We start from the raw sequence: 17,480 nt of genomic DNA, 5'->3' as shown, positions 1-17,480 counted from the left end.
CACGCGGGCGGCGCTCACTCGGGTTTCTCCACCGGGGGCTGACCGAGGGGAAGTTCCACTCGCACACAGGCGCCGCCGGTCGCCACATTGTGGGCGCTGATGCGGCCGCCATGCGCCTCGACGATGGCCTTGCAGATGGCCAGTCCCAGACCGACGCCGGGCGTCGCGCTCTCGCGGTCGCCACGCTCGAACTTGTCGAAGAGCTGGGCCTCGCGGCCGGCCGGGAAACCGGGGCCGCTGTCGGCCACGTCGATCTCCACATGACGGCCGGCCGTGCGCGCGCTGATGCGCAGTCCGCCGTCCGAGTACTTGGCCGCGTTCTCCAGCAGGTTGACGAGAACGCGTTCGATCAGCACGGCATCCAGTTCGACAAGCGGCAGTTCGGCCGGCAGCTCCACGGTCACGTCGCGGCCCGCCAGCATTTCGTCCAGGCTGGCCAGCGCACTGCCAACCACCTCCTGCAGCGGCAACCAATGGCGGTTGAGCTGCACCGCACCGGATTGCAGCCGAGCCATGTCGAGCAGGTTGGACACCAGCGCGCTCATGCGCAGGGCCGAACGGCGCATCGCGTCGGCCACCTCGGCCTGCTGGGCCTGCAGTGGGGTCAGCTTGAGCGCATCCGCCAGGCCGACGAGAGCCGCCAGTGGCGTGCGCAGGTCGTGGGAAATGGCCGTCAGCAGCGAGTTGCGCAGCCGCTCGCTCTCGATCTGCAGCGTGCTGTGCTGGGCCACCTCGATGTAGTGGATGCGCTCCAGCGAAATAGCCAGCAGGGCCGCGCAGGTGTCGAGCAGCTCGCGCTCCTCGGGCGACCAGCGCCGGCCCTGGCCCTCCACCGCCAGCACACCACGCAGCCGCATGGGCGCGGTCAGCGGCAGCATCAGGCAGGGGCTGGCCGGCAGGGTGTCGGTGCCCTGCCCCGCCGCCTGGCCATGGTCGAAGGCCCATTGGGCAACGCCGAGGTCGGGCTGGGCGCTGGCTGAACCTGATACAGGCAGCACGGCCAGTACCTCGCGGCCCGGCGTCGCGCCAAGCGGTGGCGCCAGCACGGCCGACGCGGCGCCGAACTCGGCACGCAGGAAGCGCGTCGCGATCTCGGCCACCTGTTCGGACACCAGGGCGGCGCCGAGGTCGCGCGACATCGCGTAGAGCCCCCGCACGCGCCGCTCGCGCTCCTGCGCCGCTCGCGCCTGGGCCTGCAGGCCCGCCGCCAGCTGGCCGATGACGAGGCCGACGAGCAGCAGCACGGCAAAGGTGACCAGGTATTGCGCGTCGCCGACGGCAAAGGAGCCCCTGGGCTCGACGAAGGCGAAGTCGAAGGCCGCGACGCCCAGCAGTGCCGTCAGTGCCGCCGGCACGCGGCCAAAGCGCAGCGCCACACCGACGACGTTGAGCAGATACAGCATGGCGATATTGGTCGGCRCCATGAAGTCCAGCAAGGCATGGGCGATGGCCGTCGTCAGCACGACGCCGGCCAGGGCTGCCGCATAGCCACGCAGCGCCTGCGGCGCCCGCAGGCCGCGCGGCATGTGCGCCTGCGGCTCGCGCTCGCGTGTGGCGGTCGGCAGTGCGACCTGCAACACGTCCATCTCGTCGGCCAGGCGGCTCAGCGCCTCGGCCAGGGAGGGCCGCCCGGGCCAGCGCCAGGCCTGCTCGCGCCGGCCGACCACCAGGCGAGCCAGGTTGTGCTCACGCGCATAGCCCACCAGGGCCGCCGCAACCTCGGGCGCCGACAGCTCGGCCGTGCGCGCGCCGAGTGACTGCGCCAGCTCCAGCGTATGCTGCACGCGCTGGCGGGCCGCGTCGCTCAAGGCCCTCGCTGTCTGCACGTGCACGGCATGCCAGTCCAGGCCCAGCTGCTGCGCCAGCCGCGCGGCGCTGCGCACCACCTTGTCGCTGGCCGCGCCGGGGCCGACGCAGGCGAGCAGCGACTCGCGGTTGGGCCACACCGTGCCCGCGCTGTGCTCGCGGCGGTAGGCCTGCATCTGGTCGTCCACGCGGTCGGCCGTGCGGCGCAGGGCCAACTCGCGCAGGGCCAGCAGATTGCCCTTGCGGAAGAAGTTCTTGGCCGCGCGCTCGGCCTGCTGCGGGAGATAGACCTTGCCCTCTCTGAGCCGCTGCAGCAGTTCGTCCGGCGGCAGGTCCACGACAACCACCTCGTCGGCCGCATCGAAGACCTTGTCGGGCAGGGTCTCCCAGACGCGGATGCCGGTGATGCCGCCGACAACGTCGTTCAGGCTCTCGAGGTGCTGCACGTTCAGCGTCGTCCAGACTTCCACGCCGGCCTCGCGCAGCTCCTGCGCGTCCTGCCAGCGCTTGGTGTGGCGCGAGCCGGGCGCATTGCTGTGGGCCAGCTCGTCCAGCAGCAGCACGCCGCCGGGCTCGGCAGCACTCCAGGCCAGCGCCGCATCGAGGTCGAACTCGCGCAGCGTCTGGCCGCGGTGGGCGATGTCCTTCAGCGGCAAGCGCTGCAGGTCGCGCGCGATGGCCTCGGTGTCCGCCCGCCCATGCGTCTCGACGACGCCGATGCGCACGGCCCTGCCCTGGCGCTGGGCCGCGTGCGCGGCGGCCAGCATCGCGAAGGTCTTGCCGACGCCGGCATTGGCGCCGAAGAAGATCTTTAGCCGGCCGCGCTGGGCGGCAGCTTCGTCGCGCTGCAACTGGGCCAGCAGCGCATCGGGGTCGGGGCGGGTGTCGGTCACAACCATCCGAGGCGCTTGAAGCGCCAGTACAGCGCGCCGCTGACGAGGACGATCACGGCCAGCGCCATCGGGTAGCCGAAGGCCCATTTCAGCTCGGGCATGTGCTCGAAGTTCATGCCCCAGATGCCCGCCAGCGCGGTGGAGGCCGCAAAGATGGCGGCCCAGGCGGCCAGGCGCTTGGTGACGAGGGACTCGTCCAGCGTGACGAGGGTGAGGTTGACCTGGGTCGCCGCGATGATGGTTTCGCGCGCGGCGTCGATGCTGGCCTGGATGCGCAGCAGGTGGTCGTAGACGTCGCGGAAATAGTCCTGCAGGGCCTTGCAGACGACGGGCACGCGGCCACCATGCAGCTTGGCCGTCACCTCCAGCAGCGGCGTGACCGCATGGCGCAGCGTGGCCAGGCGCTGCTTCAGGCCGAACAGGCGCTCCACGACGTCCTGGCGGTTCTGGCGGGGCTGGAACATGGTCGCCTCCAGTTGCTCAAGCTCGGCCTCGATGGCGTCCATGTGAGGGAAATAGCGGTCCACGACCGCGTCCATCAGCGCATAGAAGACGAAGCCCGGTCCCTGGCGCAGCAGATCGGGCTCGCGCTCGGCACGCCCGCGCACGCCGAGGAAGCCCTGGGCGCTGCGGTGGCGCACCGACACGATGAAACGCGCGCCCACGAAGACATGCACCTCACCGACTTCCAGGCCCTCGGGGCCGTCTTCCAGCAGGTGCATGGCGGCGAACAGCATGTCGCCGTATTCCTCGAGCTTGGGACGCTGATGGCCCTTGCGGGCATCCTCGACGGCCAGGGGCGGCAGGTCCAGCTCGCGTTGCAGCAGGTCGAGTTCGGCATCGCTCGGGTCGCGCAGCGCGATCCAGACGAAACCGGCCGTGCTCTCCAAGGCTTCGGAAACGCCTTCCAGGCTCGGCTCGGCCACGACGCGGCCATCCTCGTACACGACGCTGTTGATCAGCATGGCGGTCTGCCTGGAGTCATCTTGCGGTCATCGTCGCATGCTCCAGCGCGAGATTCAGGGCCAGCACGTTTTGGAACGTCATCCTGGAAATCGCGCCTTCAAACCGCCGACAAGAAGGCGGCGGGCGGCATCAAGAAAGCATCAAGACGCTGGGGCCTGCTTCCTAGAATCGGCCCATGACCTCAAAGCACGAGCCCGGCCGCCGTCTGGCCCTGGCTCTGGCGCTTGGAACCTTGGTGCTGCCGGCCCGGGCCGCACCCTTGGTGCCCTTGTTTGTCGGCACCGGCCCGCCGTCGGACCAGACGCCGCAGATGCTGGCCTGGCTGGGCGCGCAGGCCGGGCTGGGTTGGGACTACCGACCCACCCCGTGGCTGCGCGCGCAAAAGCTCACTGCGGCCGGCGAAGGCGTCATGTACGGCCTCAGCCGCACGCCGAAGCGCGAGAAGGAACTGCTGTTCAGTCTGCCGATATGGACCAACCACACCTGGGCTGTCGCCCGTCGGGGCGACGAGGCCGCGATCAAGCGCTACGGCGACCTGGACGGCCAGGCCGTCTGCTGGGCACGCGGCTCCAGCTATGGCGAGCTCTTCAGCCAGGCAGGCCTGGGCCGCATGCAGGCCCTGGAAGCCAACGACGACGACACGGCGCTGCGCATGGCGGCGGCCGGACGCTGCCGCGCGGCGCTGATCACGCTGGAAACGGGCGACGCCGCACAGGCCGCCGGGCACCCGGCGCTGGCCCGCATGCACGAACGGGGCCTCGCCCTGGTGCCCCTGCCCCTCACGACGACCTCACTGCATTTCGCAACCGGCCACAACAGCCGCTGGGCCTGGGTGATCGAGAGGATCAACCGCGTCGTTTCGCGTTCGCGAGCCGAGCTGGATCGGCTGCGGCTCAGCGCGGCAGAGTGAGCTGCGTCAGCTCGATGCCACGCTCCCGTGCGATGGCCTCCAGCACCGGCAGCAGCGGGCCCAGCTTCTCGTCCAGCGCATCGCGCACGGTGTCGACGACGACCTGGGTGCTGCGCTCGATCTCGATGTGCACCGCGTCGCCCACGCCCTTGTCGCCAAAGGTCGTCATGCGCAGCGTCTCGGGGATGAGCCAGACCTCGAACCAGCCCGAGCCGTCGCGCTCGCGCTGGGCCTCGGCCACCGTCAGGCTGCAGCCGTTGACGCCGATATAACCCTTGGCAAACACATAACGCATCCACGGCGCGGGCAGCGCGAAGCGGATGACATGGTTGTTGTCGGGCTTGCGGATCTGGGCGATGCGGGCGGAGACGTCGACGTGGCCGGACAGCGGATGGCCGCCGATCTCGACGCCCTCGCGAGCGGCTCGCTCGACGTTCAGCCCGGAACCCGCCATCAGGCCGCCCAGCGTGGTGAGGCTGAGGGTCTGCGCCATCACGTCGAAGCTGGCCACATCAGGCGCCGGGCGCTCCGTGACGGTCAGGCAGACGCCGTCGCAGGACACGCTGGCGCCGATGGCCAGATCCGCGTCGAAGCCTTGGGGGAACTTCAGGTGCAGGGTGTGCAGGCCCTCACGGGCCTCGATGGATTCGACGCGGGCGACGCCCTGGACAATGCCTGTGAACATGGAAAACAGGCCTCCAGCGAGGCCCTTTGAACAGCGTTCGGGTCAGCTTACCAGCTCACTTCCCGGTCAGGCGTCGAGCCGATCTTGTGGATGGACAGGTCGGCGCCCTCGAACTCCTGCTCGGCGTCCAGCCGCAGGCCGGTGAGGCGCTTGATGACGCCGTAGACGACAAAGCCGCCCGCCAGCGCCCAGGCCACGCCACCCAGCGTGCCAATCAGTTGTGCGCTGAAAGACACGCCGCCGAGGCCGCCCAGCGCCTTCTGGCCGAAGACGCCACAGGCGATGCCGCCCCAGGCACCGCACAGGCCGTGCAGCGGCCACACGCCGAGCACGTCGTCGATCTTCCAGCGGTTCTGCGTCAGGGTGAAGAACTGCACGAACACCCAGCCGGCGATGCCGCCGGTGACGAGGGCGCCCAGCGGGTGCATGACGTCCGAGCCGGCGCAGACGGCCACCAGGCCCGCCAGCGGGCCGTTGTAGGCGAAGCCGGGGTCGTTGCGGCCCAGCAGCACGGCCATCAGCGTGCCGCCGGCCATGGCCATCAGCGAGTTGACGGCGACCAGGCCCGACATCTTGTCCAGCGTCTGCGCGCTCATCACATTGAAGCCGAACCAGCCCACCGTCAGCACCCAGGCGCCCAGGGCCAGGAAGGGGATGCTGGACGGCGGGTGCGCGCTCATGGCGCCGTCCTTGCGGTAGCGGTTCAGGCGCGGCCCGAGCAGCAGCACGGCGGCCAGGCCGATCCAGCCGCCCACGGCATGCACGACGACGCTGCCGGCGAAGTCGTGGAACTCGGCGCCGGTGGCCGCCTTCAGCCAGGCCTGGATGCCGAAAGCCTGGTTCCAGGCGATGCCCTCGAAGAGCGGGTAGATGAAGCCGACGATGACGCAGGTGGCCGCCAGTTGCGGGCCGAAACGCGCCCGCTCGGCAATGCCGCCCGACACGATGGCGGGGATGGCCGCCGCGAAGGTCAGCAGGAAGAAGAACTTGACGAGTTCATAGCCGTTCTTCTGCGCCAGTTGCTCGGCGCCGACAAAGAAATGCGTGCCGTAGGCAACCAGATAGCCGACCAGGAAATAGGCCAGCGTGGACACCGCGAAGTCCACCAGGATCTTGACCAGCGCATTGACCTGGTTCTTCTTGCGCACCGTGCCCAGTTCGAGGAAGGCAAAGCCCGCATGCATGGCGAGCACCATGATGGCGCCCAGGAGGATGAAGAGCGCATCCGCGCCCTGCTTGATCGATGTCGTCTCCAACGCTGTCTCCGGCCGGCGGCTCCAGACTTGGGCGACATGCACCAAGCCGAACCAAACCGCACCGAAATTGCAAATTCGATGCCCGCTTTCAAGGCACAATTTCGCACCCGGAAAGCACCACAAACGAGCGATCAGCTCTTCTTTGGTGCGTTCAATGCACTCTTCTCGAACGCTTCCGCACTGAATCCGAGCGTCCAGTGGCCATCCGGCCAGCGGACAACCGGGCGCTTGATGACGCTGGGCTCGGCCAGCATCAGGGCCACCGCTGCGGCGTCATCCACCACGGCCGCCTTGGCCGCGTCGTCCAGCTTGCGCCAGGTGTTGCCGGCGCGATTGACGATCCTGTCGCGGCCAAAGGCCTGGATCCAGGTGGGCAGCAGTTCCGCGGGAACACCCTGCTTCTTGAAGTCGTGGAAGGCGACCTCCAGGCCCTGGTCGGCCAGCCAGGTGCGGGCCTTCTTGACGGTGTCGCAGTTGGGGATGCCATAGACGGTGATCATGGGCGCCACCGTACCATGCAGCCATGATCGACTGGCTCGATGAAGCGACCCTTGACTTCCCGCCCAGCCACCGCGCCCTGGGCCCTGAGACGGATGCACCGGGGCTGCTCGCCGCCGGCGGCACGCTGACCCCGGAGCGCCTGCAAGCCGCCTACCGCCGCGGCATCTTCCCCTGGTACGGCCCCGGCCAGCCGCCGCTTTGGTGGGCCCCCGACCCGCGCATGGTGCTGAAGACGGCCGACTTCAAGCTGTCGCGCTCGCTGCGCAAGACGGTGCAGCGCTTTGCCTCCACGCCCGGCTGCGAGATCCGCATCGACCATGACCGCGCCGCCGTGCTCAAGGCCTGCGCCAGCGTGCCACGCGAGGGCCAGTCGGGCACCTGGATCGTGCCGGAGCTGCAGGCCGCCTACCTGGCCTGGCCGGCCATGCACAGCATCGAGACCTGGGTGGATGGTGAGCTGGCGGGCGGCCTCTACGGTGTCAATCTGGGGCGGATGTTCTATGGCGAATCCATGTTCATGCGCCGCACCGACGCCTCCAAGATCGCCCTGTGCGCACTGGTCTGCCTGTGCCGCCAGTTCGGCATCCCCTGGATCGACTGCCAGCAGAACACGCCCCATCTGGCCTCGCTGGGTGCGGCAGAAGTCCCGCGGGCGGCTTTCGAGGACCATCTGGCCACGCATGTGGGTGAAGCTTCGCCCGGGCCCTGGACCTATCATCCGGACTACTGGCACCGGTTGCTGAATTCGACGTGACTCATCCCAAAGAACTGCCCCTCGCGCAGATCCAGTTCTACGCCACGGCTGCCTATCCCTGCAGCTATGTGTCGGGCCGTCAGGCGCGCTCCCAGGTCGCCACGCCCAGCCATCTGATCCACGCCGACGCCTATTCCAACCTGGTGGCCGCGGGTTTCCGCCGCAGCGGCCTATTCACCTACCGGCCCTATTGCGACCAGTGCCGCGCCTGCATCGCGCTGCGCGTGCCGGTCGAGCGCTTCGAGGCCACCCGCTCCCAGCGCCGCGCCTGGAAGGCCCACCGCCATCTGCAGGCCAAGGTCATGCGCCTGGGCTATTCACCCGAGCACTACGCCCTCTACCTGCGCTACCAGGCCGGCCGGCACTCGGGCGGCGGCATGGATCACGACAGCGTCGACCAGTACACCCAGTTCCTGCTGCAAAGCCGCATCAACTCACGCCTCGTGGAGTTCCGCGAAACCATGCCCGACGGCAGCACGCCACTGCGCATGGTGTCCATCCTGGACATCCTCAACGATGGCCTGTCGGCGGTCTACACCTTCTACGACCCGGACGTGGCCGGCAGCTTCGGCACCTATGGGGTGCTGTGGCAGATCCAGCAGGCCAAGGAGCTCAAGCTCAGCCACCTCTACCTGGGCTACTGGATCGAGGAAAGCCCGAAGATGGCCTACAAGGCGGGCTTCAGGCCGCACCAGATCCTGCAGAACGGGGTCTGGGAAGACGCGGCTTAGATCAGCCTCGAAGCCGGAACTGCAGGACGCTGACGCCTTCGGCATCCGCGATCGCAATGCGGCCGCCTTTGGCATCCAGAGCCATCGGCGGCTCGTCGACGCCGCCTGCCAGGATGCTGCTGGTGCGGCTGCCGGTCTTCAGGTGCGGCCAACTCTGCAACTCCTTGCCCGACTCGATGTCGATCAGCCGAGGATGACCGTACAAGGCCAGAACATGCCGGCTACCCACGGGCATCAAGGCACCCAGGCGGCTGGACGTCTCGACGAGGGCTGACTGATCCGGCTGGTGCAGGTCAATCACATGAAGCCGGGTGGCCTCCTGAGGACCGTCCTCCTCCTCCTCCCAACCACGCAGGGCAACGCCCATCCGATGTCTTGAAAGAAAGGCGGCGCTGCTCTCATCTGCCCACAGGTGACCGCCAGCCAGACCCTCTCCATCCAGATGGGACGGCATGGCGATGGCGGCCTCTACATCGAACACTTTGACGCTGTCAAAGGGATGCCACACCCAACCCGCGCTGATCAGGTATCGCCCGTCGGGTGACGTTGCCAACCGAGAGTGGAAGAAATCTGCTGGCTGACGTGCGTTCGACGCCGTGAGACGCTCGCCCGACGCCAAGTCTTCGATCTCCAGGCGGCAATATTCGTCAGGGCAATGCATCAGCACGGCACGGCCCGACTTCAGGCGCGATACGGCGACCGGGTATTCATAGGCATTCGCGCAGTAGAAGCTCCGGTTGATCTCCCGGACGACCGCACCGTCGCGAAGGATCAAGCCCTTGGTGCCCGCCCTGGCATACAGCACCGCGAACTCACTTCCAGGGAGCGCAATGGCCGCATCGAATGGGAACGCATAGCGAACGCGACTGTCAGAGATCTGCCCATCGAGCTGGAATCGCCGGCCGCCATCAACCCAATCGACGAGCACATCACCATCCCAGACGAGCGAGCGAACGCCGCTGGCTGGAATCCGTGTTTCGACCGCAGCCGAGACGCCGTCGCTCAGACCAGCACCTCGACGCAGGCCGGATGCCCCAGAAAGCCCTCGGGGCTGGCGCTGCGGCCATAGGCGCCGCTCTGGTAGACGACAGCCAGATCACCGATCTCGCCCTTGGCCATGTCCATGCGGTCGGCCAGCAGGTCCAGCGGCGTGCACAGCGGGCCGACGACGCTGGCCGCCTCGGTGGCCGGTTCACGGCGGCCCTGGGGCTCGATGGAGGCCGGGTAGTTCTTGCGCAGCACCTGGCCGAAATTGCCCGAGGCCGACAGGTGGTGGTGCAGGCCGCCGTCCGCCACCAGGAAGACCTGGCCGCGCGAGACCTTGCGGTCGACGATGCGGCTGACGTAGACGCCGGCCTCGCCGACGAGGTAGCGGCCCAGTTCGACGACAAGCTTGGTGGCCGGCAGATCGGCCTTGGCACGCACCTGTAGCGCGGCCAGGTTGTCGGCGATGGGCGCCAGATCCAGCCGCGACTCGCCGGGGAAATAGGGGATGCCGAAGCCGCCACCCAGGTTCAGGAACTTGACGGGCGACGGTGCGGCCTCGGCCAGGCGCAGGGCCAGCTCGTAGCTCTTGAGCTGAGCCTCGCAGATGGCCTCGGCCTTCAGGTTCTGGGAGCCGGCGAACAGGTGGAAGCCTTCGAAGGCCAGGCCATCGCCACTCAACCGGCCCACCTCGGCCAGCACCTCGGGCAGGGCCTCGGCGTCGATGCCGAACTGCTTGGGGCCGCCGCTCATGCGCATGCCCGAGCCCTTGAGCTCGAAGTCGGGGTTCACGCGCAGGGCCACGCGCGCCGGCAGGCCCAGGCGCTGCGAAGCGCGGGCCAGCGGCAGCAGCTCACGCGCCGATTCGACATTGACCAGCACGCCGGCGGCGACCGCCTGGCCCAGTTCGATGTCGCGCTTGCCGGGGCCGGCAAAGCTGATCTCGTGCGGGTCGGCACCGGCGTTCAGCGCCACCTGCAGCTCGCCCGCAGACGCCACGTCGATGCCGTCCACCAGGCCCGCCATCAACTGGACCAGGGCCGGCATCGGGTTGGCCTTCATCGCGTAGTGCAACTCGACACCCTTGGGTAGAGCGGCACGCAACTCGGCGACGCGGGTCTTCAGCAGCCCGCGGTCGTAGGCATAGAAGGGCGTCTGGCCGACGCGCTCCGCCAGCACCGACAGGCGCTGGCCGCCGACCAGCAATTCGCCATCGGCGTTGCGGGGAAAGAGCAGGGGTGCGTGTTCGAGGACACGCTTGGGGGGAATGGAATCGCTCATGCAGCGTGGCGCTCAAGCCAATCGGTCGAAAGGGTTTTACGGTCGATCTTGCCGTTGGGGTTGCGCGGCAGCGGGCCGCTGCGAGCGTCGACACCATGGGGCACCATGTAAGCCGGCATGCGCGCCTTGCAGGCGGCGGTCAGCGCGGCCAGGTCCAGCTCGGCAGCACCTTCCGGCGGCGTCGCAATGACCTGGATGGCCTGGCCCAGGGTGTCGTGATAGACGCCGAAGGCCACGCATTCACCGACCAGGCCGGTGGCGTACAGGACCTCTTCGACCTCGGTGGGGCTGACCCGGTAGCCCGAGGTCTTCATCATCTCGTCGCGGCGGCCGACGAAGTACAGGAAGCCTTCGGCATCGCGCTTGACCGTGTCACCGGAGAACACGGCGAACTCGGGCAGCTGCAGGCCGCCCTCGCGCCCACCGACGCCGACGGGCAATGGCTTGTAGCGCTCAGCCGTCTTCTCGGCATCGTTCCAGTAGCCCAGGCCCACCAGGGCGCCACGATGCACCAGCTCGCCCGGCTCGTCGGCTGCGCATTCGCTGCCGTCCTCGCGCAGCACCAGGATCTCGGCGTTGGGGATGGCCTTGCCGATGGAGTCGGGCCGGCGGTCCACCTCGGCAGGTGGCAGATAGGTCGAGCGGAAGGCCTCGGTCAGGCCATACATCAGGAAGGGCTGGGCGGAAGGCGCCTTGGCGCGCAGCAGGTCCAGCGTCGCGCGCGGCATGCGGCCGCCGGTGTTGGCGAAATAGCGCAGATTGGCATCGATGGCGGCCGGCCATTCGAGCTGGGTCAGCTGGATGTAGAGCGGCGGCACGGCGGTCAGGCCCGTGACCTTCTCGCGCTCCATGGCCTTGAGCACGTCCTTGGGCAGCAGATAGTTCAACAGCACGACGCGCGCGCCGCTGTGAAAGCCGGTGGTGAGCTGGCTGAAGCCGGCGTCGAAGGACAGCGGCAGCGCGGCCAGCAGGGTGTCGCTGGCGCGGTTTTCCAGATAGCTGGCCACGCTCTTGCCGCCCGCCACCATGTTGCGGTGGGACAGCACGACGCCCTTGGGCCGGCCGGTCGATCCCGAGGTGTAGAGGATGGCCGTCATGTCGGTGTCGATGACGCGGTGGCCGGCACGGGCGGGCGACGCCAACAGCGCGGCCCAGTCGTGCACGGGCACCGGCGCCGAGCCTGTGCCGCTGGTCAGCACCACATGGCGCAACGACGGGCACTGCGTCAGCACCTCACCCAGTTGGGCCAGGCGCTCGGGCGACGTGACCAGCACGCGCACATCGCAGTCCTGCAGGATGAAGCCGACTTGGTCGGGCTTGAGCAAGGGGTTCAGCGGCACGAAGACGCCGCCTGCCGCCGGTGCGCCAAAGCTGGCGACAACGGTCTCGAAGCGCTTTTCCAGGTAGATGGCCACCCGCTCGCCACGTGCCAGGCCGAGCTCCATCAGGCCGCTGGCGAAGCCCCGCACGGCTGCGTCCAGCTGCCCATAGCTCAGCGTTGCCGTGCCATAGGTCAGGGCCGGCGCGTCGGGCGCACGCTCGGCGGCAACGGCCACCAGCTCGTTCAACAACGTGGATTCGGGCATGGACAGGGGGCGAATCAGGGTGAAAAAAGTATCTCACGCGCCCCCGAGGCCGAGGGGTGGCCTCCCCGGAGCCGAGGGGGCAGCCGGCTAAACTGCGCGGCTGCTTTTTAGGTTGGACGCCCCAATGGACAAGGATCAGGTACTCGGCCACGTGCTGAGGCTTCTCGACGATGTGCTGAGCCTGAACGGCCGCGCCCAGACCTTCACCCGTGACACCGCCCTGCTCGGCGCCCTGCCCGAGCTGGATTCCATGGCCGTCGTCAGCCTCATCACCGGGCTGGAAGAACAGCTCGGCCTGGTGGTCGACGACGACGACATCGACGGCGACACCTTCGCCACCGTGGGTTCGCTGGCGGACTTTGTCGCCGCCCGCCTGGGTTGATCCCTCACCCGCAAGTCTTCTTCCTGCCCGCCGCCAGCGGCGAGCAGCGGCTTTGCCTCTTCCATGCGCCGGCCGGCGCTCCGCGCAGCAAGATCCTCTACCTGCACCCGTTTGCAGAAGAGATGAACAAGTCGCGCCGCATGGCGGCGCTGGCCTGCCGCGCGCTGGCCGAAGCGGGTCACGCGGTGCTGCAGATCGACCTGCGCGGCTGCGGCGACTCTTCCGCTGATTTCGGCGACGCCGGTTGGGCCGACTGGCAGGCCGACGTGCGCCTGGGGCTGGAATGCCTGGACAAGCATGCGCCCGATGCGCCCTTGTGGCTCTGGGGCCTGCGCGCCGGCTGCCTGCTGACCGCCTCCGATTGGGCACGGCCGGTCAACTACCTTTTCTGGCAGCCGATGACCAGCGGCAAGCTGGCGCTGCAGCAGTTCCTGCGCCTCAAGTTGGCGGCTGAGATGGCCAGCGGCGCGAGCAAGGGGCTGATGGAGGCGATGAAGACCGAGCTGGCCGCCGGCCGACCGGTGGACATCGCCGGCTACCGCCTCGGTGCTGCGCTGGCCGCCGGACTGGAGGGCGCCAAGCTGGCCCCCGCCGGCACACCGGGCCGCGTCGAATGGCTGGAGCTCAGCACCCGCGAGGACGCCGTACTGACGCCGGTCAGCGAGCAGGCCATCAAGGCCTGGGGCGACGCCGGCTGGGCCGTGCGCCCGCGCATCGTTCAAGGCCCCGGCTTCTGGGCCACGGCCGAGATCGAACTCGCGCCGGCCCTGATTGCTGCGACGGTGGAGGCTCTGGCATGACGCTGCCCCCACGCTCGCCCAGCGAGCTGCCCCCCGAGGGGGCTGCCAGCGGCTTCGGGCGGCCGCGCGCCGCAGGCAAGGAGTCGGTGCTCGATTTCACCTGCGAGGGCCAGCCCCTGGTCGGCATCCTGGCCGAGCCTGAAACCCAACAAGAAGGCACGCCGGCCGAAGTCGGCGTCATCGTCATCGTCGGCGGCCCGCAATACCGCGCCGGCAGCCACCGCCAGTTCACGCTGCTGGCCCGTCATCTGGCGGCCAACGGCTTCGCGGTACTGCGCTTCGACTACCGCAGCATGGGCGACAGCCCCGGCGAGGCGCGCGACTTCCTTGCGGTCGACGCCGACATCCAGGCTGCCATTGACGCCCTGTTGGCCGCCCGCCCGACGCTGAAGCGCGTGGCCCTCTGGGGCCTGTGCGATGCGGCCTCCGCCGCCCTGCTCTACCTGGAGTCGACCCGCGACGCCCGCGTCGCCGGCGTCGCCCTGCTCAACCCCTGGGTCCGCTCGGCCGCTTCCCTGGCCCAGACGCATGTGAAGCACTACTACTGGCGCCGCCTGCGTCAGAAGGAGTTCTGGCTCAAGCTGCTCAAGGGTGGCGTGGGCGCCAAAGCGCTGGGCGCCCTGGGCAGCAATCTGCGCCTGGCTCGCGAGGCCGGCAAAGCCTCGGACTCGCGCAGCTTCCAGGACCGCATGGCTGCCGGCCTGCGGGGCTTCGACGGCCCGGCCCTGCTGGTGCTCAGCGGCGATGACTACACTGCCCGGGAGTTCACGGGCCATGCCCAGTCCGCTGCGGCATGGGACGGGCTGCTCGCCGGCCCGAGGCTCGAACTGCACGAAATGCCCACCGCCGATCACACCTTCTCGACGATCGCGGATCAGGATGCCCAAAGCAATATCTGCCTGGATTGGTTGAGGACACGATGCCTAGCGGACCCCACCCGATGACCCCCCACTCGCCTGCCAAAGCATTCGGCGTTGCGTTGGCCCTGCTTCTCTGCACATTGCCATTGGCCGTCGCGGCCAAGCCCGCGCCATCGCCCGAAGGCTGCGGAGAAACGCACAACCTCTACGGCCCCTTCGACTACCGCACGGCGCACCCCTCCCAGCGCTTCCTTGTCGAGAATGCCCACTTCACGAGGGGCGTCGAAACCCTGACCAAAGGCGCGACCGGCGCCTTCGGCGGCGACATCGGCTACACGCTGGCCGTCTTCCCCAACCATCCACGCGCGATCTATTCAATCGAGCGCCTCGTCGAAAGGCAGAAGGCGGACCCACCGCCGGGTGCCGACATGACGGTCGAGTGCTATTTCGTGCGCGGCATGAACTTCGTGCCGGACGACCTGGTGTTCCGTATGCTCTACGTGAGCTACCTGACTCGACGCAACAAGATCGAGGACGCCCGCCGTTTCCTCGACTACGTCGTGACACAGGCGGGAGACAGCGCACTGACCCACTTCAATGCGGGCATGCTGTATTTCGACATCAAGGACTATGACAAGGCCCTGGCTCAGGCCCATCTCGTCATGACCATGGGCATGACGCGCACGGAACTGCGCGACCGGCTGACCTCGGTCGGGCGCTGGAAGGAGCCGGATCCGGCGCCTGCCGCCGAAGCAGCCGCATCGGCCGCCTCGCAGACCTCTCCCTGACTTCCGCCCCATGCCTCGCGTCAACATCGTCGTTCCCGCCTACAACGCTGAAGCCTTCATCGCCGACACTGTCCGTTCGGCATTGCAGCAGACCTTCACCGACCTCCAGGTCACGGTCATCGACGACGGCTCCAAGGACGCTACCGCCTCACACGCCGCCCTGGACGACGCGCGCGTGCGTGTCATCTCGCAGGAGAACCGCGGCATGTCGCGCTCTCGCAATCGCGGCATGGCCGAAGCGGATTCGGAATTCGTCGCACTGCTCGATGCCGACGACCTGTGGCACCCGGAGAAGCTGCGCCTGCAACTGCAGGCCCTGCAAGACCGCCCCGACCACGACTTCTGCTACACGGCCTTCGAGGTCTGGCATGGTGAGCCGCGCCCCGGCTTCTTCCAGGAACCTCGCAGTGGCCGCATCGACGAGACGCTGTCCGGCTGGATCTACCCTCGCCTCATTCTCGACAACCATGCCCTGCCCTCCTCCGTGCTGTGGCGGCGCAGCGCCTGGGACCGCATGGGCGGCTTCCTGACGGATCACCAGCAGACGGACGATTGGGAATACCTGGTGCGAGCCAGCACCCAGCACCGCTTCGTGCGCCTCGCCGAGCCCTTCGTGCTGTATAGGCAGCACCCGGCGTCGCTGTCCAAGCGCGTGCCAGCGACCAACATCACCGAGCTGATGCGCGCCGACCTGATCCGGCGCTTCGGCATGAGCGCACCGGCCGGCAACCCCATCGACAACAAGGCGCTGCAGGCCTTCCAGCACCGCGGCTGGGCCAATTTCGCCGACGCCCACTGCGTCAAGGGTGACCTCGGACTGGGCCTCAAGACCTTTGGCAAATTGCTCGTCAGCGGCCCCTCCCGGGCAAGCACCTTGTCCAAGGCGTGCAAGTCGCTGGTGCGCCGCTGGATTCCGAAAGACTAGGGCCTGTTAACACTACGGCAGCAGGTCGCGTTGTGGCCAGAAAGCCCGTGAGCAAGGCGCGAAACGAAGCTGGGGCAGGCCCCCAGCGWGGCTTCGCAACGCCGCGCGCGGGCTTTCTGGCCACAACCCGAAGGGAAGGCCATCCGCCAGGGCCACTCGGCGTTGCACCGCTTGCCCGCATATCAATGCGGGCGTCGCGCTGCGCCTTGATTGCCCTCTGGCGGAAGGCCTTCGCGGCCTACTGCCGTAGCGTTAACAGGCCCTAGCGGTTGCGTTCGACCACTTCGCGGTAGACCTCGAAATGCCGCTCGACGCTGCGGCGCCATGAGAAACCCCGTACCCAGGTTGCCGCTGCAGCGGCCCGCTCGGCTCGCGCCGCAGCCGGCAGCGCCAGCACTTCGCGCAATGAGGCCAGCCAGGCGTCGAAGTCCTGCGCCTCGTTGGTCCAGGAGAGCGGGCCGACGAGATCCACCAGGCTGCTGACGGGGCTGAACAGCACCGGCGTGCCGGCCGCCTGGGCCTCGACAGCGGGGAAGCCGAAGCCTTCGTAGAGCGTGGGATAGATGGCCGCCTGCGCGCCGCGGTAGAGCGAGACGAGCTCGCTGTCCTCCAGGAAGGGGGCGAAATGCACACGCCCGCGCAAGGCCTCCGGCACGCGCTCCAGCGGCGCCGTGCCGGCGCCAAAGCCGCAGCCGACGAGGTGCAGGTCGTCGCGGCCGCTGCGGGCCAGCAACTCCAGCGCCCAGTCAAAGCGCTTGCGTGCCTGCGCGCCACCGAGGTACAGCAGATAGGGCGCATCACCCAGCGATTGCTGCAGAGCGGCCGGCAGCGGCGCGTGCGCGTCGCTGAAGAACTCGTCGGCGATGCCGTGCGGGATGACCGTCAGGCGGTCCGCCAGGAAGGGCCAGCGCGCGACGATGTCGCGCCGCGACGACTCGCTGATGGTGATGAGGTGCGCACAGCGCCGCAGCGCCACGCCCTGCACGTCGTGCAGATAGAAGCGGTTCAAGCCGGACGTGTCTTCCGCCCATGGCACCGTGTCGTGGATGGTCACGATGGTGGGGACGGGCTGCCAGATGGGCGCGGTGTTCTCGGCGCAGTGCAGCAGTTGAATGCCACCCTGCCTGAGCTTCATCGGCAGCCCCAATTGCTCCCAAAGGTGAAAGCGGTCGCCGCGGAACTCGAACACTTCGGCGCGGCCCAGCAGCCCTTCGGGGACGCGGAACGGCAGCGCCGGGTCGTGTCCATAGGCGGTCCAGCGCAGCCCGTCCGTGGGGCGGGTGTTGCGCAGCAGCTCCTGCACATAGCGGCCCGTGCCGCGCAGATGCTTGACGTTCAAGGTGCGGGCGCACATCGCCACATGCAGATTCAT

At 68.5% G+C, this 17,480-nt stretch carries 17 protein-coding genes; 8 read left to right on the top strand and 9 right to left on the bottom strand.

The window, feature by feature from the left end; genetic code table 11:
• Positions 1 to 14: 14 nt before the first annotated feature.
• Positions 15 to 2,705 carry a DUF4118 domain-containing protein gene (locus AC1D2H_RS14740; RefSeq protein ID WP_478011472.1) on the bottom strand — a complete coding sequence of 897 codons (2,691 nt, stop codon included), beginning with the start codon at positions 2,703 to 2,705 and terminating at the stop codon, positions 15 to 17.
• Positions 2,696 to 3,664, bottom strand: a complete 969-nt coding sequence (corA, locus tag AC1D2H_RS14735; RefSeq protein WP_478011471.1) for a magnesium/cobalt transporter CorA — start codon at positions 3,662 to 3,664, stop codon at positions 2,696 to 2,698. Before corA ends, AC1D2H_RS14740 begins: the two co-directional genes overlap by 10 nt.
• A gap of 176 nt (positions 3,665 to 3,840) precedes the next feature.
• Here corA and AC1D2H_RS14730 point away from each other — a divergent pair, with 176 nt between their 5' ends.
• A complete protein-coding gene (locus AC1D2H_RS14730; RefSeq protein WP_478011470.1) occupies positions 3,841 to 4,575 on the top strand; it encodes a substrate-binding periplasmic protein in 735 nt (244 codons plus the stop codon).
• On the opposite strand, the gene AC1D2H_RS14725 is transcribed toward AC1D2H_RS14730, so the two are convergent.
• The 3 genes from AC1D2H_RS14725 to AC1D2H_RS14715 all read right to left on the bottom strand — a co-directional run bounded on the left by AC1D2H_RS14725 (position 4,559) and on the right by AC1D2H_RS14715 (position 7,016).
• Positions 4,559 to 5,260: a riboflavin synthase subunit alpha gene (locus AC1D2H_RS14725; protein ID WP_477933830.1), complete on the bottom strand. Its 702-nt coding sequence runs from the start codon at positions 5,258 to 5,260 to the stop codon at positions 4,559 to 4,561. The two genes, AC1D2H_RS14730 and AC1D2H_RS14725, sit on opposite strands and share 17 nt — an antisense overlap.
• Before the next feature lie 47 nt (positions 5,261 to 5,307).
• Entirely contained in the window at positions 5,308 to 6,516 is a 1,209-nt protein-coding gene (locus AC1D2H_RS14720; RefSeq protein ID WP_478011469.1) for an ammonium transporter, read from the bottom strand.
• A 131-nt stretch (positions 6,517 to 6,647) separates the two neighbouring features.
• On the bottom strand, positions 6,648 to 7,016 hold the full coding sequence (locus tag AC1D2H_RS14715; RefSeq protein WP_477933834.1) for an ArsC family reductase: 369 nt from the start codon (positions 7,014 to 7,016) through the stop codon (positions 6,648 to 6,650).
• A 23-nt stretch (positions 7,017 to 7,039) separates the two neighbouring features.
• On the opposite strand from AC1D2H_RS14715, the gene AC1D2H_RS14710 reads away from it, so the two are divergent.
• Both AC1D2H_RS14710 and AC1D2H_RS14705 read left to right on the top strand, forming a co-directional pair.
• Positions 7,040 to 7,771, top strand: coding sequence for a leucyl/phenylalanyl-tRNA--protein transferase (locus AC1D2H_RS14710; RefSeq protein WP_478011468.1), 732 nt, complete (start codon positions 7,040 to 7,042; stop codon positions 7,769 to 7,771).
• A complete protein-coding gene (locus AC1D2H_RS14705) occupies positions 7,768 to 8,502 on the top strand; it encodes an arginyltransferase (protein ID WP_478011467.1) in 735 nt (244 codons plus the stop codon). Before AC1D2H_RS14710 ends, AC1D2H_RS14705 begins: the two co-directional genes overlap by 4 nt.
• Position 8,503: 1 nt before the next feature.
• Here AC1D2H_RS14705 and AC1D2H_RS14700 read toward each other — a convergent pair whose 3' ends face one another.
• The 3 genes from AC1D2H_RS14700 to AC1D2H_RS14690 all read right to left on the bottom strand — a co-directional run bounded on the left by AC1D2H_RS14700 (position 8,504) and on the right by AC1D2H_RS14690 (position 12,353).
• Positions 8,504 to 9,430, bottom strand: a complete 927-nt coding sequence (locus AC1D2H_RS14700; RefSeq protein ID WP_477933840.1) for a hypothetical protein — start codon at positions 9,428 to 9,430, stop codon at positions 8,504 to 8,506.
• A 74-nt stretch (positions 9,431 to 9,504) separates the two neighbouring features.
• Positions 9,505 to 10,767 carry a pyridoxal-dependent decarboxylase, exosortase A system-associated gene (locus AC1D2H_RS14695; RefSeq protein WP_478011466.1) on the bottom strand — a complete coding sequence of 421 codons (1,263 nt, stop codon included), beginning with the start codon at positions 10,765 to 10,767 and terminating at the stop codon, positions 9,505 to 9,507.
• Entirely contained in the window at positions 10,764 to 12,353 is a 1,590-nt protein-coding gene (locus AC1D2H_RS14690; protein ID WP_478011465.1) for an acyl-CoA ligase (AMP-forming), exosortase A system-associated, read from the bottom strand. Before AC1D2H_RS14690 ends, AC1D2H_RS14695 begins: the two co-directional genes overlap by 4 nt.
• Positions 12,354 to 12,477: 124 nt before the next feature.
• Between AC1D2H_RS14690 and AC1D2H_RS14685 the strand changes: the two genes are divergently transcribed.
• The 5 genes from AC1D2H_RS14685 to AC1D2H_RS14665 are packed head-to-tail and all read left to right on the top strand — an operon-like array spanning position 12,478 to position 16,108.
• Complete coding sequence (locus AC1D2H_RS14685) at positions 12,478 to 12,735, top strand: acyl carrier protein (RefSeq protein ID WP_477933846.1); 258 nt, start codon at positions 12,478 to 12,480, stop codon at positions 12,733 to 12,735.
• Positions 12,732 to 13,535 carry a hydrolase 2, exosortase A system-associated gene (locus tag AC1D2H_RS14680; protein WP_478011464.1) on the top strand — a complete coding sequence of 268 codons (804 nt, stop codon included), beginning with the start codon at positions 12,732 to 12,734 and terminating at the stop codon, positions 13,533 to 13,535. The genes AC1D2H_RS14685 and AC1D2H_RS14680 overlap by 4 nt, the downstream gene beginning before the upstream one ends.
• Positions 13,532 to 14,479 (top strand): hydrolase 1, exosortase A system-associated, encoded by a 948-nt coding sequence (locus AC1D2H_RS14675; protein WP_478011463.1) that lies wholly within the window; start codon positions 13,532 to 13,534, stop codon positions 14,477 to 14,479. The genes AC1D2H_RS14680 and AC1D2H_RS14675 overlap by 4 nt, the downstream gene beginning before the upstream one ends.
• Positions 14,480 to 14,514: 35 nt before the next feature.
• Positions 14,515 to 15,183, top strand: coding sequence for a tetratricopeptide repeat protein (locus AC1D2H_RS14670; protein WP_477933852.1), 669 nt, complete (start codon positions 14,515 to 14,517; stop codon positions 15,181 to 15,183).
• A 10-nt stretch (positions 15,184 to 15,193) separates the two neighbouring features.
• Positions 15,194 to 16,108, top strand: a complete 915-nt coding sequence (locus AC1D2H_RS14665) for a glycosyltransferase family 2 protein (RefSeq protein WP_478011462.1) — start codon at positions 15,194 to 15,196, stop codon at positions 16,106 to 16,108.
• A gap of 262 nt (positions 16,109 to 16,370) precedes the next feature.
• Here the strand turns inward: AC1D2H_RS14665 and AC1D2H_RS14660 are convergent, their stop codons facing one another.
• On the bottom strand, positions 16,371 to 17,480 hold the full coding sequence (locus tag AC1D2H_RS14660; protein ID WP_478011461.1) for a glycosyltransferase family 4 protein: 1,110 nt from the start codon (positions 17,478 to 17,480) through the stop codon (positions 16,371 to 16,373).

This window comes from Roseateles sp. P1_C1_2 (genome assembly GCF_056406535.1).
Note: the sequence above shows the minus strand (reverse complement) of the source record. Positions and strands in the feature narration are given on the sequence as shown.

What these genes read in the sequence shown, in the direction of transcription:
- AC1D2H_RS14715 (WP_477933834.1), bottom strand. Translation starts at nt 7,016, where the DNA reads ATGATCACCGTCTATGGCATCCCCAACTGCGACACCGTCAAGAAGGCC.
- corA (WP_478011471.1), bottom strand. Translation starts at nt 3,664, where the DNA reads ATGCTGATCAACAGCGTCGTGTACGAGGATGGCCGCGTCGTGGCCGAG.
- AC1D2H_RS14725 (WP_477933830.1), bottom strand. Translation starts at nt 5,260, where the DNA reads ATGTTCACAGGCATTGTCCAGGGCGTCGCCCGCGTCGAATCCATCGAG.
- AC1D2H_RS14685 (WP_477933846.1), top strand. Translation starts at nt 12,478, where the DNA reads ATGGACAAGGATCAGGTACTCGGCCACGTGCTGAGGCTTCTCGACGAT.
- AC1D2H_RS14710 (WP_478011468.1), top strand. Translation starts at nt 7,040, where the DNA reads ATGATCGACTGGCTCGATGAAGCGACCCTTGACTTCCCGCCCAGCCAC.
- AC1D2H_RS14660 (WP_478011461.1), bottom strand. Translation starts at nt 17,480, where the DNA reads ATGAATCTGCATGTGGCGATGTGCGCCCGCACCTTGAACGTCAAGCAT.
- AC1D2H_RS14665 (WP_478011462.1), top strand. Translation starts at nt 15,194, where the DNA reads ATGCCTCGCGTCAACATCGTCGTTCCCGCCTACAACGCTGAAGCCTTC.
- AC1D2H_RS14695 (WP_478011466.1), bottom strand. Translation starts at nt 10,767, where the DNA reads ATGAGCGATTCCATTCCCCCCAAGCGTGTCCTCGAACACGCACCCCTG.
- AC1D2H_RS14675 (WP_478011463.1), top strand. Translation starts at nt 13,532, where the DNA reads ATGACGCTGCCCCCACGCTCGCCCAGCGAGCTGCCCCCCGAGGGGGCT.
- AC1D2H_RS14730 (WP_478011470.1), top strand. Translation starts at nt 3,841, where the DNA reads ATGACCTCAAAGCACGAGCCCGGCCGCCGTCTGGCCCTGGCTCTGGCG.
- AC1D2H_RS14690 (WP_478011465.1), bottom strand. Translation starts at nt 12,353, where the DNA reads ATGCCCGAATCCACGTTGTTGAACGAGCTGGTGGCCGTTGCCGCCGAG.